This is a genomic window from Metabacillus hrfriensis, assembly GCF_030127205.1.
Taxonomy (GTDB): domain Bacteria; phylum Bacillota; class Bacilli; order Bacillales; family Bacillaceae; genus Bacillus_P; species Bacillus_P dongyingensis.
This window is the reverse complement of sequence record NZ_CP126116.1, coordinates 3,389,998-3,405,514: the sequence shown is the minus strand read 5'-3', so window position 1 is coordinate 3,405,514 and position 15,517 is coordinate 3,389,998. Positions and strand designations below refer to the sequence as shown.

General features: G+C 39.6%; 18 protein-coding genes. 16 read left to right on the top strand and 2 right to left on the bottom strand.

From position 1 onward, the window contains the following. Positions 1-40: 40 nt before the first annotated feature. The 7 genes from QLQ22_RS16810 to QLQ22_RS16780 all read left to right on the top strand — a co-directional run bounded on the left by QLQ22_RS16810 (position 41) and on the right by QLQ22_RS16780 (position 6,150). On the top strand, positions 41-499 hold the full coding sequence (locus QLQ22_RS16810; RefSeq protein WP_223436353.1) for a DUF2663 family protein: 459 nt from the start codon (positions 41-43) through the stop codon (positions 497-499). Positions 500-568: 69 nt separating this feature from the next. Continuing rightward, the gene (locus QLQ22_RS16805; protein ID WP_223436351.1) at positions 569-1,204 is read left to right on the top strand and encodes a CBS domain-containing protein; all 636 of its coding nucleotides are present in this window, start codon (positions 569-571) and stop codon (positions 1,202-1,204) included. A 41-nt stretch (positions 1,205-1,245) separates the two neighbouring features. Beyond that, complete coding sequence (locus QLQ22_RS16800; RefSeq protein WP_252207151.1) at positions 1,246-1,635, top strand: hypothetical protein; 390 nt, start codon at positions 1,246-1,248, stop codon at positions 1,633-1,635. A gap of 137 nt (positions 1,636-1,772) precedes the next feature. Then, on the top strand, positions 1,773-2,693 hold the full coding sequence (locus QLQ22_RS16795; RefSeq protein ID WP_223436346.1) for a MerR family transcriptional regulator: 921 nt from the start codon (positions 1,773-1,775) through the stop codon (positions 2,691-2,693). 131 nt (positions 2,694-2,824) lie between these two features. Beyond that, complete coding sequence (locus tag QLQ22_RS16790) at positions 2,825-3,421, top strand: genetic competence negative regulator (RefSeq protein ID WP_223436345.1); 597 nt, start codon at positions 2,825-2,827, stop codon at positions 3,419-3,421. A 329-nt stretch (positions 3,422-3,750) separates the two neighbouring features. Continuing rightward, on the top strand, positions 3,751-5,022 hold the full coding sequence (locus tag QLQ22_RS16785) for a Glu/Leu/Phe/Val family dehydrogenase (protein ID WP_223436343.1): 1,272 nt from the start codon (positions 3,751-3,753) through the stop codon (positions 5,020-5,022). A gap of 159 nt (positions 5,023-5,181) precedes the next feature. Then, positions 5,182-6,150, top strand: a complete 969-nt coding sequence (locus QLQ22_RS16780; protein WP_223436341.1) for a YpdA family putative bacillithiol disulfide reductase — start codon at positions 5,182-5,184, stop codon at positions 6,148-6,150. Between the two features lie 106 nt (positions 6,151-6,256). Here the strand turns inward: QLQ22_RS16780 and QLQ22_RS16775 are convergent, their stop codons facing one another. Further along, on the bottom strand, positions 6,257-7,225 hold the full coding sequence (locus QLQ22_RS16775; protein ID WP_252207150.1) for an asparaginase: 969 nt from the start codon (positions 7,223-7,225) through the stop codon (positions 6,257-6,259). Positions 7,226-7,340: 115 nt separating this feature from the next. Between QLQ22_RS16775 and prsW the strand changes: the two genes are divergently transcribed. The 9 genes from prsW (at position 7,341) to fni (ending at position 15,216) form a co-directional block, all read left to right on the top strand. Then, positions 7,341-7,994, top strand: a complete 654-nt coding sequence (gene prsW / locus QLQ22_RS16770) for a glutamic-type intramembrane protease PrsW (protein ID WP_223436337.1) — start codon at positions 7,341-7,343, stop codon at positions 7,992-7,994. Positions 7,995-8,152: 158 nt separating this feature from the next. After that, the gene (gene sleB, locus QLQ22_RS16765; protein ID WP_423246266.1) at positions 8,153-9,103 is read left to right on the top strand and encodes a spore cortex-lytic enzyme; all 951 of its coding nucleotides are present in this window, start codon (positions 8,153-8,155) and stop codon (positions 9,101-9,103) included. Between the two features lie 12 nt (positions 9,104-9,115). Beyond that, positions 9,116-10,459, top strand: coding sequence for a germination protein YpeB (gene ypeB, locus QLQ22_RS16760; protein ID WP_223436335.1), 1,344 nt, complete (start codon positions 9,116-9,118; stop codon positions 10,457-10,459). 150 nt (positions 10,460-10,609) lie between these two features. Further along, the gene (locus tag QLQ22_RS16755) at positions 10,610-11,272 is read left to right on the top strand and encodes a flagellar brake protein (RefSeq protein WP_223436333.1); all 663 of its coding nucleotides are present in this window, start codon (positions 10,610-10,612) and stop codon (positions 11,270-11,272) included. A 52-nt stretch (positions 11,273-11,324) separates the two neighbouring features. Next, complete coding sequence (locus QLQ22_RS16750; RefSeq protein ID WP_223436331.1) at positions 11,325-11,519, top strand: DUF5359 family protein; 195 nt, start codon at positions 11,325-11,327, stop codon at positions 11,517-11,519. Positions 11,520-11,605: 86 nt separating this feature from the next. Continuing rightward, positions 11,606-12,277, top strand: a complete 672-nt coding sequence (gene cmk / locus QLQ22_RS16745) for a (d)CMP kinase (RefSeq protein WP_223436329.1) — start codon at positions 11,606-11,608, stop codon at positions 12,275-12,277. A 5-nt stretch (positions 12,278-12,282) separates the two neighbouring features. Then, entirely contained in the window at positions 12,283-12,867 is a 585-nt protein-coding gene (locus QLQ22_RS16740) for a lysophospholipid acyltransferase family protein (protein ID WP_223443524.1), read from the top strand. 129 nt (positions 12,868-12,996) lie between these two features. Then, positions 12,997-14,142 (top strand): 30S ribosomal protein S1, encoded by a 1,146-nt coding sequence (gene rpsA / locus QLQ22_RS16735; RefSeq protein WP_223436327.1) that lies wholly within the window; start codon positions 12,997-12,999, stop codon positions 14,140-14,142. Positions 14,143-14,154: 12 nt separating this feature from the next. Continuing rightward, positions 14,155-15,216 (top strand): type 2 isopentenyl-diphosphate Delta-isomerase, encoded by a 1,062-nt coding sequence (gene fni / locus QLQ22_RS16730; protein WP_284015231.1) that lies wholly within the window; start codon positions 14,155-14,157, stop codon positions 15,214-15,216. Between the two features lie 105 nt (positions 15,217-15,321). On the opposite strand, the gene QLQ22_RS16725 is transcribed toward fni, so the two are convergent. After that, positions 15,322-15,453, bottom strand: coding sequence for a YpzI family protein (locus tag QLQ22_RS16725; protein WP_223436322.1), 132 nt, complete (start codon positions 15,451-15,453; stop codon positions 15,322-15,324). Positions 15,454-15,517: the final 64 nt, after the last annotated feature.

Genomic DNA, 15,517 nt, shown 5'->3' with positions numbered 1-15,517 from the left:
TGGTATAAGAATAGAACCTTTCTCAGGAGATGTGATGCATGTGGAAAAACAAATAGAGCAGCTGAATGATTCTACCGATTTAGCGACTAAACAAATGCTTCAAAGCGTGCTGAATAAAAAAAGAAAATATGAGCGATATAAAAAGAATTGTTTTAGATGTCAGATGTTTACACTTACTGGCGGTATGGCCTTTTTCCTCTACTTTTATCAATTTATTGTCGTTCCAAACGACAGCAATATTGGATATATGCTCGGTGAATTAGTTGGAAGCGCATTTCACTTTTTCATCATATTAACTATTGGTGCAGGGTATGCAACCGCTCATTATTATAAGAAAAAAGAAGAAAAATACGAAAAGGAATATCATGGATTAAGAACGGAAATTATCCGCAAGAGCTCTGAACTGTGGCCGCAGCCTTATCATTGGAAAAAAAGAGGCGAGGTTTATGACATGATGAAAAAAGATTTTGATATTAACCTTTATTTTGAAAGCAAGTAATTGTGAGAGTATGAAAGGATTTTAGCAAATGAAAGCGAATGTATGCTAAAACGTTAATGGGGTGATGCGATGTTTGTTAAAAGTACAATGATTCCAAAAGCAAGAACAATTCATGCGTCTGCGGAAGATTCGCTGCTGACGGTGCTTGAAAAGCTGGAAAAACACAAGATAGATGGAATTCCAGTCTTAAAAGGGACGGCCTACATAGGGATGATTACACGCTATAACCTATACGAGCATTTTTTTCAGTCAAATGCTGATAAAGAGGAATTCTTAAAAATCAGAAAGGCTGAAGAAATAGCGGTCAATCGTGATGTGTTCCTTGAAGGTGATGAAATTTTCGAAAAGACCCTGCTGAGGTTAAAAGATTTTCCGCTTATTGCTGTAGTCGGAGAAGATAAGGAATACTTGGGTATTGTCACGAGATATGATGTTCTTGAACAATTTCAGAGTGCATTTGGAATGAATAAAAAAGGAGTCAGAATTGCCTTCACCTCAGTTGAAACGGAGGGCAGGATCGCAAGGCTTACAGAGCTTGCAAAACAGTTTCATGAAGATATCATTTCCCTTGTTACGTTTGATGAAACCGAAAGTATGGTCAGAAGAATTGTGATGAAAATTGAAAAAAAGGACAATATCAAGCGATTTATTGAAAGAATTGAAAAGTCCGGATTCAGAGTTCTCGATATTCACGAAGACGAATAAAGCTCCTTTCCCTACATATAAAAATGTAGGGGGGGATTTTTTTGTTTAAACATGCCGCGTTTCTAATCATTGGGTACTTATCAGCCTATCTTGCATGTACATGGGTACCTGTACAGCATCCATTTCAGATGTCAGAATTCATCATGATGCTGATATTGAACCCGACAAAATCTTTTTTTTCTATGATCCTATTTACAATCGGGTTCATCTTGCACGCTTTTCTTATAAAATCAGCATTCAGTCTGACATATAAAATGATAAGAAACGAAGGCAATGTTCTCGAGGCGGCCATTAGTTATTGTGTTTTTATTAATTTTTATATATTATTTCAAATAGGATTTTGGCAAACTTTAGTTTTAGCAGCTTTTACAGTTTTATTTGGGCTCGCCACGGCAAACATTCAAAGAACCGCTTTGAAAAAAGCACTTTGAGATAATTGTGTACATATCTAATGATAAATTGTCACTGCTGCAAACAGCCGGATTATTCATTTGTTGTACAAAGTTTACACATGCTGTTTAATCCTATATACTTGAAAACAGTGATTTTTGTTATTGGAGGATTAGATATGTCTAGTCAAGAAGGCAAATACAACATTAAGGCAGTTTCCAAAATGCTTGGAATCCAACCAGGGACATTAAGAGCTTGGGAAAGACGCTATAATATGATTGCACCGGTTCGGAATGATTCAGGTCACCGTTTATATACAGAAGAACATATTAAGATTTTAAAATGGCTGATCACTAAAGTGAATAAAGGCTTTACAATCAGTCAGGCAGTCAATTTGCTTGAAAACACTAACTTGTCATCAGAAGGGCCAATAGCTGTGTCAGCAAGTTCCGAAACTCCCGACCATGCTCTGGATTTAACGGAGGAACTGCTTTTTGCCTTGCTTTCTTTTGATGAAAATCAAGCGCACGAACTATTAAATAAGGCTTTCAGTCTTTTTTCAATTGACAAGGTCCTCATTGACATTTTAGGAACGCTTCTCGTGAAAATTGGAGACATGTGGGAAAATGGCAAAATTACTTCTGCACATGAGCATTTTGCCTCCTCATTTCTCCGGTCGAGAATCGGGATTATCCTTCACACCCTTCCTGTGAACGGGCTGCTCCCGAAAGTAGTTTCCGTTTGCGGACCAGGGGAATGGCATGAGCTTGGACTTCTGATATTTACGCTTTATTTAAGAAGAAAAGGATTTGAAGTCATTTATCTTGGGACGAGCATTGCCGATGGGGACATTGATATTGTCCTTGAGGAAGTAAATCCTAAGTTTTTATTTTACTCCTGCACTCTTCAGGAAAATGTTTCAAAAACAGTTGAAACGGTTGATGGGCTGTCCCAAAAATACAGGAATTTAATTATTGGTCTTGGGGGCAGCGGATTTAATAAAACTCCGAGAGAGTGCTTGAAAAATTATGAATCATTATTCGTCGGGGATACGAAAAACCAGTGGGACAATTGGCTTAAAGAACGCCTATCTGTATAAATGAGCCCTTCGAAATCTTTTGCTTGTCTTAATGGGTTAAGAGAGTGTAAACTTGTTAAAAATCAACGAACCATCCCATCTACATTTCATATGATAAGGAAAAGGGCGTTCTGACGGCAGGAGGGTAAGGGATGCGGCTAGAGCGATTGAACTATAACAAGATAAAAATCTTCTTAACAATAGACGATCTAATGGACAGAGGACTTACGAAGGAAGACTTATGGAAAGATTCATTGAAAGTACATCAGCTTTTCAGAGAAATGATGGATGAAGCAAGTGAAGAGCTTGGTTTTGAAGCAAGCGGGCCAATTGCTGTTGAAGTATACTCTCTACAAGCTCAGGGCATGGTCATTATCGTGACTAAAAACCATGAGGAAGAAGAGATTGACGAAGATTATGCAGATGATTACATCGAGATGCAGGTGAAACTTGATCAAAGCTATGATATTATTTTTGAATTCAATGAATTTGAAGACATCATACAGTTATCAAATGCACTTTTCTCGCAAGGGATAAAAGAAGGAGCCGTATACTCCCATCAAAACAGATTTTACTTCATGCTGGATGAGCATCAGCCAATTGAAGTTGATTCCTTAGTCTCAATCATTGCTGAATATGGAAATCCTTCCATGATCTCGATTCATTATCTGCATGAATATGGAAAGTGCTTATTGCCTGATAGTGCAATTGAAAAACTTCATCATTACTATTGGAGTAATACAAAATAGCCATGCTGCCCGCAGGATAGATGACTGCGGGTCTTGTTATTGGAAATTCAGATTTGCCCTGTACTTTGAATATGTATTTAAAACGGGTAGATGAGGATAAAATGAACTCTCAAATAGTTTAAAATATTCTCTATTTTCTTACTTCAAACAACCGATTTTATCCAATTTCATCCATTAGAACCACATCATTGAAATCGCTTACAAAAAAGGTCTTGTTTTTGTTTTATTTCTGCTTTTTCTACTTTGCAGAAAACATTTGAAGGTGTATACTATGTCATGAAAGGTGGACATTTCCACACAATTGAAAAGACAGTAGGAGGTTTACTCGAATGGTAGCCGAAAAAAGCACCGATCATAAACGAGAAAAGCATGATGTGTTGAAATCAACACAAACGGTGATACATAAAGCCCTAGAGAAACTAGGATATCCTGAAGAAGTTTATGAATTATTAAAAGAACCGCTTAGAATGATGACGGTAAAAATACCTGTAAGAATGGATGACGGTTCAGTCAAGATTTTTACTGGCTACCGCGCCCAGCATAATGATGCAGTAGGACCTACTAAGGGCGGAATTCGTTTCCATCCGGGTGTTACCGAAACTGAAGTTAAAGCGCTGTCAATATGGATGAGTTTAAAATGCGGGATTGTTGATTTACCTTACGGCGGAGGAAAAGGCGGTATCATTTGTGATCCGCGTGATATGTCATTCCGTGAATTAGAACGCCTGAGCCGCGGATATGTAAGAGCAATCAGTCAGATTGTCGGACCGACTAAAGACATTCCTGCTCCGGATGTATTCACGAATTCTCAAATTATGGCTTGGATGATGGATGAGTACAGCAGAATAGATGAATTTAATTCTCCTGGATTCATTACAGGAAAGCCTCTTGTGCTTGGAGGTTCACATGGCCGCGAATCAGCTACAGCAAAGGGTGTAACAATCTGTATTTATGAAGCTGCCAAGAAAAAAGGGATTGAGCTTAAAGGCGCCCGTGTTGTTGTACAGGGATTTGGCAATGCAGGAAGCTATTTAGCCAAATTCATGCATGATGCAGGTGCGAAAATTATTGGTATCTCAGATGCTTATGGAGGTCTGCATGATCCTCAAGGCCTTGATATTGATTACTTGCTTGACCGCCGCGACAGCTTCGGAACAGTAACAAAATTATTTAATGATACGATTACAAATAAAGAACTGCTTGAGCTTGATTGTGATATTTTAGTACCTGCTGCGATTGAAAATCAAATCACAGAAGAGAATGCACACTTAATCCGTGCAAGCATCGTGGTAGAGGCCGCTAATGGTCCGACTACGCTTGAAGCAACCCAGATTCTGACTGACCGCGGCATTCTGCTTGTACCGGACGTACTGGCAAGTGCAGGTGGCGTTACAGTTTCTTATTTTGAATGGGTACAGAACAACCAAGGCTATTACTGGTCAGAAGAAGAAGTCAATGAAAAGCTTGAAAAAGTAATGGTTAAATCATTCAATAATATATATGAAGCAGCGCAAACACGACGTGTAGATATGAGACTCGCAGCTTACATGGTCGGCGTCCGCAAAATGGCAGAAGCATCCCGCTTCAGAGGCTGGATCTAAATCAAATATTTGCATGAATTCAAGAAATCTCCTATCATTACCGATAGGAGATTTCTTTGTACAGGAATAAAAAAGTATGGATCATGTTCCGGTGTATGCGTCTGACGCTGCCGGCAGGATCTGCGATTTATATAAAGTTTTTATACAGGAGTGAACGTTTTGAATAAGGAAAATGTTATTGTTATCGGCGGCGGTCCATGCGGGTTAGCTGCGGCCATTGCCCTGAAGGAGAAGGGGATTGAGCCTCTTGTTATAGAAAAAGGAAATATCGTAAACGCCATTTATCATTACCCGACACATCAAACATTTTTCAGCAGCAGTGAAAAGCTTGAAATAGGCGGAATTCCTTTCATTACAGAAAATAGAAAGCCCCACCGCATTCAGGCACTTTCCTATTACAGGGAAGTTGTCAGAAGAAGCGATCTAAAAATTCATGCATTTGAAAAAGTAGAAGAAGTTGTCAAAGACGGCACTGAATTTATCGTACGCACATCAAAGGACACGTATCGTGCCAAGTATATCGTCATTGCAACAGGCTATTACGATCATCCAAATTACATGAATATCCCAGGAGAAGAATTGCCGAAAGTTTTTCATTACTTTAAAGAAGGTCATCCTTTTTTTGATAAGGATGTTGTCGTCGTAGGAGGCAAGAATTCAAGTGTTGATGCAGCGCTTGAACTGGTTCATGCTGGTGCGCGTGTAACGGTTATTTATAGAGGTGCTCAATACTCGCCAAGTGTGAAGCCCTGGATCCTTCCTGAATTTGATGCGCTTGTGCGCAATGGTACGATTAAAATGGAATTTCAATCGCTTTTAACCCAAATCACAGAAGAAACGGTTACATATGAAGTGAATTGTGCAGAAGAAAAAACGATCAAAAATGATTTCGTATTTGCCATGACAGGGTACCATCCTGATCATTCTTTTTTAACTAAAATGGGTGTTCATATAGATCACGCATCTGGAAGACCGTCATTTTCTGAAGAAACTATGGAAACAAACGCCGAGGGAATTTATATTGCCGGAGTCATTGCGGCAGGAAATAATGCAAATGAAATTTTCATCGAAAATGGACGTTTTCATGGAGGATTATTGGCCAAACATATTGCAGAGAAAATGAAGTAAAGAAAAAAGACATCACCGCAGCAGATGATGTCTTTTTTGATGATCCTTGAGGTGCCGGTTACATACTGCCTGCCGAAATTTCCTTAGAAGGATCCGCTTTTCTAATTTAATATGAAAAAATCTCCTGCAATTCTCCGGCATTCTGAGTTGTTTCTAGGGCGATCATCAGTTTTAGTCTCGCTTTTTGGCCGTTTAGGCCGTTGCTGAAAATAATGCCTGCGTCTTTGAGTGTTTTTCCGCCGCCTTCATAGGCATAAACGTCCTGTACGATTCCGTTGAAGCATCTAGATACGATCACAATTTTAACGCCTAAGCTCATTAACTTTTTTAAGGAAGTCATCATCTTTGGTGGAAGGTTGCCTTGTCCGAGAGCTTCAATGACCAATCCGTCAAGTTTTAATTCTTCAATGGCTTTTAAAATTGTTTCGTCCATGCCGGCATATGCTTTTAAAAGCAGGACTTGTTTCGTTAGTGAGGCAACGGCAAGCGACGTTTGGTTGATGGGCTTATGATGAAAGGCAACCCCTCGCTTATTAACAATGCCGATTGGCCCGTATTGCGGACTCTGAAACGTCGCTACATTGCTAGTATGGGTTTTCGTAGCATTTTTTGCAGAGTGTACCTCATCGTTCATGACAACTAGCACTCCCATTTCTGCTGCTTCTTTGCTTGCAGCAACTTGAATGGAGGATACTAGATTGTATAAGCCGTCTGAACCAAGTTCATTGCTTGATCTCATAGCACCTGTAATGACAACGGGGATATTAACATTTAAGGTTAGGTCGAGGAAATAAGCTGTTTCCTCAAGAGTGTCTGTACCGTGAGTTATCACGATCCCGTCAATTTTATCTTGCTGGCAGGCTTTTTCAATCGTTTCTTTTAATTCAAGCATTTCTTTTGGGGTAATATGTGGCGAAGGCAGGTAAAATAATTCCTTTGCCGTAATCATAATATCATTAAATTTCAGTAAGTTGTGGAGCAGGGGATTGGATTCTCCTTGTTTGACTTCCCCTGTTGTTTCGTCCTCACTCATAGAAATCGTTCCGCCTGTGTGAATGACAAATATATGTTTCATAAGTTCCTCCGAATGTTTGAAATCTTTTTCTCTGTATGATCTGATTCATTTTCAATTATATGATAACATGATACCATGAATAAATAGAAGATATTAGAAGAAAGAAGGCCTGTGGATGATTGCAATTATATCTGCCGGCATAGCCCCTGGTTTAGCCATTTTAAGCTATTTTTATTTAAAAGACCAGTATGATTCAGAGCCGTTCTATATGGTTTTCCGGTCATTTGTTTTTGGGGCATTGCTCGTTTTTCCTATTATGTTTATTCAATATGTCCTTGAAGCAGAAAAAGTCATTGACTCAAAGCTGATGCTTGCTTTTTTATCCAGCGGGCTTCTGGAAGAGTTTTTTAAATGGTTTATTTTATTTGTAACAATCTATCCTCATGCCCATTTTGATGAGCATTATGACGGCATCGTTTACGGAGTGGCATCATCTCTGGGATTTGCTACCCTGGAAAATATTCTGTATTTGATCGGAAATGGACTTGAATTCGCAATTGGACGAGCGGTATTGCCCGTTTCAAGTCATGCGCTATTTGGTGTCATTATGGGGTATTATCTGGGGAAAGGAAAGTTTTCCCTTATTTCCGAAAAAAAGAAATGGATTTTGCTGTCTTTCATGCTGCCGGTTCTTTTGCACGGATTGTATGACTATATTCTGATTTCACACGAACTTTGGCCGTTATATATGGTGCCTTTTATGTTTTTCTTATGGTGGTTTGCTCTGCACAAAGCAAAAAAAGCAAGAATGTTAAAGCATCCTGTATAAGCAAAAAGCAATCCTTTTAAAGGGTTGCTTATTTTTTTATGGAGAGAACTTCTTAATCAGGTTGTATAAAATGCCATTTACTACAAAAAATACGTTGTAAGGAAAACCATTAATCATGAGGAGGCAGCAGCATGCAGAAAAATCGTATCATTTGGATGATGGCAGGTGCACTAATTATTGCCCTCTTTTTTCAAATGACTTTCTTAAATCAAAATAAAGCCCATGCGTTTTCGAATCAAGTCATTCAAAAAGGCGCTGTTGGCGATGATGTTGTGGAACTGCAGGCAAGATTGCAGTACAACGGATATTATAACGGTTCAATTGATGGAGTATATGGATGGAGCACTTATTGGGCGGTACGCAACTTTCAATATGAATTTGGACTAAAGGAAATTGACGGACTTGTGGGAGAGTCAACAAAAAATAAACTCACCCAGTCTACAAAATATTATCGGGATTTTGTCCATAAACAGCTTAACTCCGGTAAGGACTTTACTCATTATGGCGGTGTGCCGTTAAGTAAACAGAGTGCGCCATCTAAAGAATTCAAGGCTAAAATGAGAGCCTCCTACGGCAAAAAAGGTGCAGGCAAGGCGCAAGCAGGACAGGCTAAACAGACACAGCCAAAGCAGCAGCCGAAACAGCAGGCGCAGCAGCCGAAACAGCAGGCACAGCAGCCGAAACAGCAGGCACAGCCGAAAGCTGAATCACAGGCTAAAGCTAAAACAACCGCTGTAAATATGCCTGAGGGTTTTTCGCAAAATGATATTCAGCTCATGGCGAATGCTGTCTATGGTGAAGCGCGCGGGGAACCATATATCGGTCAGGTTGCAGTCGCGGCCGTTATTTTAAACCGTGTGGACAGCCCGACATTCCCTAATACGGTATCTGGTGTTATTTTCGAGCCAAGAGCCTTTACAGCTGTAGCAGATGGGCAAATTTGGCTGACTCCGAATGAAACGGCTAAAAAAGCGGTCATGGATGCCATCAATGGCTGGGATCCAACAGAAAATGCAACTTATTATTTTAATCCCAATACTGCAACAAGCGGCTGGATTTGGGGACGTCCTCAAATTAAACAGATAGGGAAGCACATATTCTGCAACTAAGAGGTGAATGTAATGATCAGAGGAATTTTGATTGCTGTTTTAACAATTGGAGTCGTTGGAACGGCTTATTGGGGCTACAAAGAGCATCAAGAGAAAAATGCAGTGCTGATTCATGCTGAGAATAACTATCAGCGTGCGTTCCATGATTTGACTTACCAAGTTGATCAGCTGCACGATAAGATTGGCGCCACTCTTGCTATGAATTCAAAAAAATCGCTGTCACCAGGACTAGTTGAAGTTTGGAGAATTACTTCGGAAGCTCATTCTGATGTTGGGCAGCTGCCGCTGACTCTGCTCCCTTTTAATAAAACAGAAGAGTTTTTAGCAAATATTTCTGATTTCAGCTACCGCACAGCCGTGCGCGATCTGGATAAAGAGCCTTTATCAGATCAGGAATATGCGAAATTAAAGGAGCTTTATACCAAATCTGAAGATATACAAACAGAATTGCGCAATGTACAGCATATGGTTATCGATAATAATCTCAGATGGATGGATGTTGAGCTTGCTCTTGCTGCAGGCGATGTAAAAGATGATAACACCATTATTAATGGATTCAAAACTGTTGAGAAAAATGTCAATGCCTATTCAGAGACAGATTCCGACCCTTCCTTGACGTCAGTGAAAAAGAAGGAAGAAGGCTTTGACCATTTAAAAGGCAAAGTTATTACTGAAAAAGAAGTTCCGAAGATAGTAGAAAAGTTTGTTCCGGGCGCAACCGGAAATATGAAAGTAACGCCTAATGGAAAAGGATCATCGCTTGAGTTTTACAGTGTTGCTGTAAACGATCCGAAAAAGAAATCTGAGATCTATCTCGATATTACAAAAAAAGGCGGCTATCCAATTTGGCTGCTTCAGAACAGAGAAGTAAATGACCCAAAGATCAGTTTAAATGATGCCTCCAATAATGCGGCAAAATTTTTAAAAGATCAGGGGTTTGAGGATTTGATTTTATACGAAAGTGCCCAGTTTGAAAACATAGGTATTTTCTCATTTGTGTCAGTCTATAAAAATGTAAGGCTTTATCCGGATGCGATCAGAATGAAAGTGGCTCTTGATGATGGAAAAGTAATCGGCTTTTCTGCAAGAGACTATCTGGCATCACACCGCAAACGCGAAATACCGCAGGCGAAAATAAGTGCAGAAGAAGCAAGAAGCTTTGTTAATCCGAATTTAATGGTGCAGGAAGACAGGCTGGCAATCATTACAAATGAAATTGGTGAAGAAGTTCTTACTTATGAGTTTTTAGGAACAATGGAAAATGATACTTACAGAATCTTTGTAAATGCCAATGATGGAACGGAAGAAAAAGTTGAAAAGCTTGACAACTCTGAACCAATCTATCAGGAAATTTAGTAAGAAAGAAAAAAGTGTGAAAATGGAAAAGCCAATTTTTCGAAAAAATGAATCTAATGAAAAGAACCTAAATAAAAAAAGGAAAAGATGAAATAGACTTTTCCTTTTTTTTATTCCGTGATTTAATATTAGAGTAGAGAGAAATAGAGAGTGTGTGATCATGTGCTGAATATTGGGGATCGTTTATTTTTAGAAGTAGAAGATGGTGTGAAATTAAAATGCCGAGTAGTCGATCTTTTGGATCAGGTATTATATACCGATTACCCCTTTAATGAAAAGACAGGAAAACCATCTTTTTTGCTGAACGGAACACATTTAGATGCCTTCTTCGTCGGAAATGATCAAAATGCCTATCATTTCCCTACAGAAGTCCTGGGCAGATTCAAAGATAAAATACCGATGCTTGCCTTTAAAATGCCGGCAGCACATGAAATGACAAGAATACAAAGAAGAGAGTACGTCAGGATTGAGACAGCTATTGATATTGCCCTGCATTCAGTAAATGGCATGTTTAAGCCGTTTGTTACGACAACGATTGATTTAAGTGCCGGCGGTGCTGCAATCAGCCTGCCGCCTCATATCTCAATCAATCAAAATGAAGAGGTCCATGCGTGGCTTTCTTTGCCTTTTCAAAAAGGAACAACTGAATATGCAAAAATCAAAGCGAAAATGATCAGGATCATAAAAAGCGGAAAGAAAGACATGGCCACGCTTCAATTTCTTGATCTATCAGAAGCAGACCGAAAGAAAGTGCTGCAGTTTTGCTTTGACCAGCAGCTGCTTTTAAAGAAAAAGGGAGTTTTAGCCGAATAAGAAGATTCTAATTGCATCATACTAGATATAAAAAGTGGAGATGGATACAGGTATGATGCGATTTGAACGGATTGTGATCAAGATTGTGATCATTCAATTGATTCTTTTAATTTGTGCACAAGCTGCGCTGACGAATGCAAATCTGCAGCCCCACATCTCGCGTGTGGTACAATATGAAGGTGTGAATAAGCTGACAATCAGCGAATGGCTTGAAACCTTTAAACAGACAACTATGCAGGATGAATAGACCCTGCATTATTTTTATTTCTTATTTTAACAAGTGCAGCAGGAAGATTCCTGAATACGTATCTAGGAAACTATCAAGGAGGACCTATGGAACAAAATATATCTATTGCAATTGATGGACCTGCAGCAGCAGGCAAAAGCACAGTTGCAAAAATCTTAGCAGAAGACTATTCATATGTTTATATCGACACGGGAGCAATGTATAGAGCTCTTACTTATAAAGCAATTCAGGAGCATGCGGATTTAGAAAACGAAGAGCTTTTGAAAGAAATCCTGTCAGATACAAAAATAGACCTAATTCCAAGCGGAAAAGGACAGCTTGTTTATGTAAATGGGGAAAATGTCACAGAAGTAATTCGTACGCATGAAGTCACAAATTCTGTTTCAATAGTAGCAAAGCATGCTTCTGTCAGAGAAGAAATGGTCAAAAGACAAAAAGACATGGCGAACGGCGGGAGAGTGGTCATGGACGGAAGAGATATCGGCACTCATGTTCTGCCTGAAGCAGAAGTGAAGATATTCTTAAGAGCATCTGTACTTGAACGTGCGAAAAGACGTCATGATGAAAATCTTTCAAAAGGCTTTGAATCAGATTTAGAGCAGCTGAAGCTTGATATTGCAAGAAGGGACAAACTGGATTCTGAACGAGTCATTGCTCCTCTTAAAAAAGCAGATGATGCTGTTGAAATTGATACCACGTCACTGTCTATTACAGGTGTTGTGGAAGAAATCAAAAAAATTGTCAAAGAGAGGCTTTGATGAAAATGAACTTTTATCAATTTGCCAGAGGTGTTGTAGCATCTGTGTTCTTTCCGCTTTACCGGATCGAGGTAAAAGGGAAAGAGCATTTTCCTAAAGAAGGCGCGGTCCTTTTATGTTCGAATCATATTGATAATTTAGATCCTCCTACAGTTGGGATATCAGCTCCAAGGCAAGTGCATTTTATGGCGAAAGAAGAATTGTTTCGAGTCCCTGTCCTAGGGGGTATAGTCAGAAAAGTAGGATCATTCCCTGTTAAAAGAGGCATGAGTGACCGTGAAGCACTAAGAAATGGTTTAAATGTGCTAAAAGACGGAGGCGTTTTGGGATTATTTCCGGAAGGAACTAGAAGCAAAGACGGCCAGCTTGGAAAAGGTCTTGCGGGAGCAGGTTTTTTTGCCCTCAGATCTAATGCTTTAGTAGTGCCCTGTGCGGTCATCGGCACTTATAAGCCATTTAATAAAGTAAAAGTTTTCTTCGGTGAACCTATCAATCTTGATCCTTTAAGAGAAAGAAAAGCAACGGCTGAAGAGGCAACTGAGCTGATCATGTCAAAAATTGCAGAACTTCTCGAAAAACATCGCTCTTAAGAGTCTTACTACTTGACAAAATGTAACATTTATTAGAAGTTAGTAAAAAGAGTATTTTCACTTTATTCTAAAAAGTGATTTCATACATATCCAACTAAGTCGTGGGTTGTGACCAAGGAGGTAATTGGAATGGTTGAAGACATGAATGATGTAGAAGTAAAAACACCGGAAGTTGGTGATATTCTGAAAGGGATCGTTACCAAGGTGGAAGACAAACAGGTAATTGTTGAAATTGACAACGTGAAGCATACGGGTATTATTCCTATAAGTGAACTATCCAGTCTGCACGTTGAAAAAGCTTCTGATGTTGTAAGTGAAAATGAAGAATTGCAGTTAAAAGTGACAAAAGTCGAGGATGAAGCATTAATCCTTTCTAAAAGAGCAATTGACGCAGATCTTGCCTGGGATCAGCTGCAGACTAAATTCGAATCAAAAGAAGTGTTTGAAGCGGAAGTCAAGGATGTTGTTAAGGGAGGCCTCGTGGTTGACCTTGGTGTAAGAGGATTCATCCCTGCATCATTAGTGGAATCTCACTTTGTTGAAGATTTTTCTGACTATAAAGGTAAAACGCTGTCACTGATGGTTGTGGAAATTGACCGCGAGAAAAATCGTGTCATCCTATCCCATCGCGCTGTAGTTGAAAAAGAACACGGCGAAAAGAAACAGCAAAGATTAGATATGATTAAAGCAGGCGAAGTGCTTGAGGGAACGGTTCAGCGTCTGACTGATTTCGGAGCTTTTGTCGATATCGGCGGCATTGACGGGCTGGTTCACATTTCACAGCTTTCACATAATCACGTTGATAAACCGTCTGAAGTTGTAGAAGAAGGACAAAAAGTTCAAGTGAAAGTGTTATCGATTGACCGTGATAACGAAAGAATCTCACTATCTATTAAAGAAACACTTCCTGGACCTTGGGAAAACATTGCTGATAAAGTAAAAGCAGGCGATGTTTTAGACGGCACAGTGAAACGTTTAGTTTCTTTCGGTGCATTTGTAGAAATTCTGCCTGGTGTAGAAGGACTTGTTCACATTTCTCAAATCTCGAATAAGCACATCGGCACACCGCATGAAGTGCTTTCAGAGAATGAAGAAGTAAAAGTGAAGGTATTGGATGTAAATGAAAACGAACAGCGAATTTCCCTGAGTATTAGAGAATTAGAAGGCCCATCTAAAGCCGATGAAGAGGATTACCGCAATTATCAGGCTAAAGAAGAGTCTTCAGGTTTTCAATTAGGCGAAATGATTGGCGATAAATTAAATAAATTGAAATAAACGGTGATGACTGTGAGCAGAGCTAAGCGAAAGATCGACCATATACAACATGCATTAAAAACAGGGCAGCTGAGAGAAAATGGATTTGATGATGTCATGTTTCTGCACCAGAGCTTGCCTGATACTGCTGTTCATCACATTGATCTGCACACTGAAATTGGCGAACTTGTTCTAAGTTCGCCAATTTTTATCAATGCAATGACAGGCGGAGGCGGAACAGAAACCGTCAAAATTAATGAGGCTTTGTCTACCGCCGCTGCTGAGTGCGGAATACCGCTTGCTGTCGGTTCACAAATGTCTGCTATTCGCGATGCTTCAGAAAGGCCTTCTTATGAAGTTGTACGGAAGGTCAATCAAAAGGGATTTCTTTTTGCAAACCTTGGAAGCGAAGCAACGCCGGATCAGGCAAAAACGGCCATTGATATGATCGAGGCAAACGCCATTCAAATTCATTTAAATGTTGTTCAGGAATTAGTGATGCCTGAAGGAGACAGGGATTTCAGCGGTGCTTTAAAAAGAATTTCTGCGATTGCAGAAGCGTCAGAGGTTCCGGTTATCGTAAAAGAAGTCGGATTCGGAATGAACCGAGAAGCTGCCGAAAAGCTGAGAGATGCCGGCGTGGCAGCTATAGACGTCGGAGGCTTCGGCGGAACGAACTTTGCGAAAATTGAAAATGAAAGAAGAAGCAGACTGTTATCTTATTTCAATGACTGGGGAATTCCAACCGCTGTTTCAATTGCCGAACTCAAATCTTCTGTTAATGGCATTTCCATTCTCGGTTCCGGAGGCATACAGAACGCGATGGATATAGCAAAAGCAATTTCTCTCGGCGCATCCAGCGCAGGGATAGCAGGATTCTTTTTGAAAATATTAATTGAAGACGGCTATGATGCTCTTGTTTCAGAAATTAAAAACGTTCAGAATGATTTAAGAATGATTATGACAGCGCTCGGAGCTGGAAGCATCAGTCAACTGCAAAATGCACCGATCATTTTATCGGGTTTGACTCATCATATATTAAATGAGCGCAATGTTGATACAAAATTCTTCAGCAATCGAATTATTGAAAAATAAGAATCCGCATCCTATTAAAGGGTGCGGATTTTGTTTTGAAAAAAAGGCGCCTTTTTATTAGACGCCTTTTGGTTTGCCTTGAGAAAAACGGGCTGCTTCGCTTTCCTATTTGTTTCGCGCTCTTGATTCCTCAGGGCTCTCTAAAGAAGTGGCTCCTTTGTAATTAAGTGATTGATCTCGGTCAGATTCAACTCTTTTGCTCGCTTTCAGCTTTTTTTCCTGACGGTCACGTCCCATTACATATCCCTCCTTTTACTCCTTTAGTATGACTCAAGCATCCATTCTCCATGAATTCAATTTT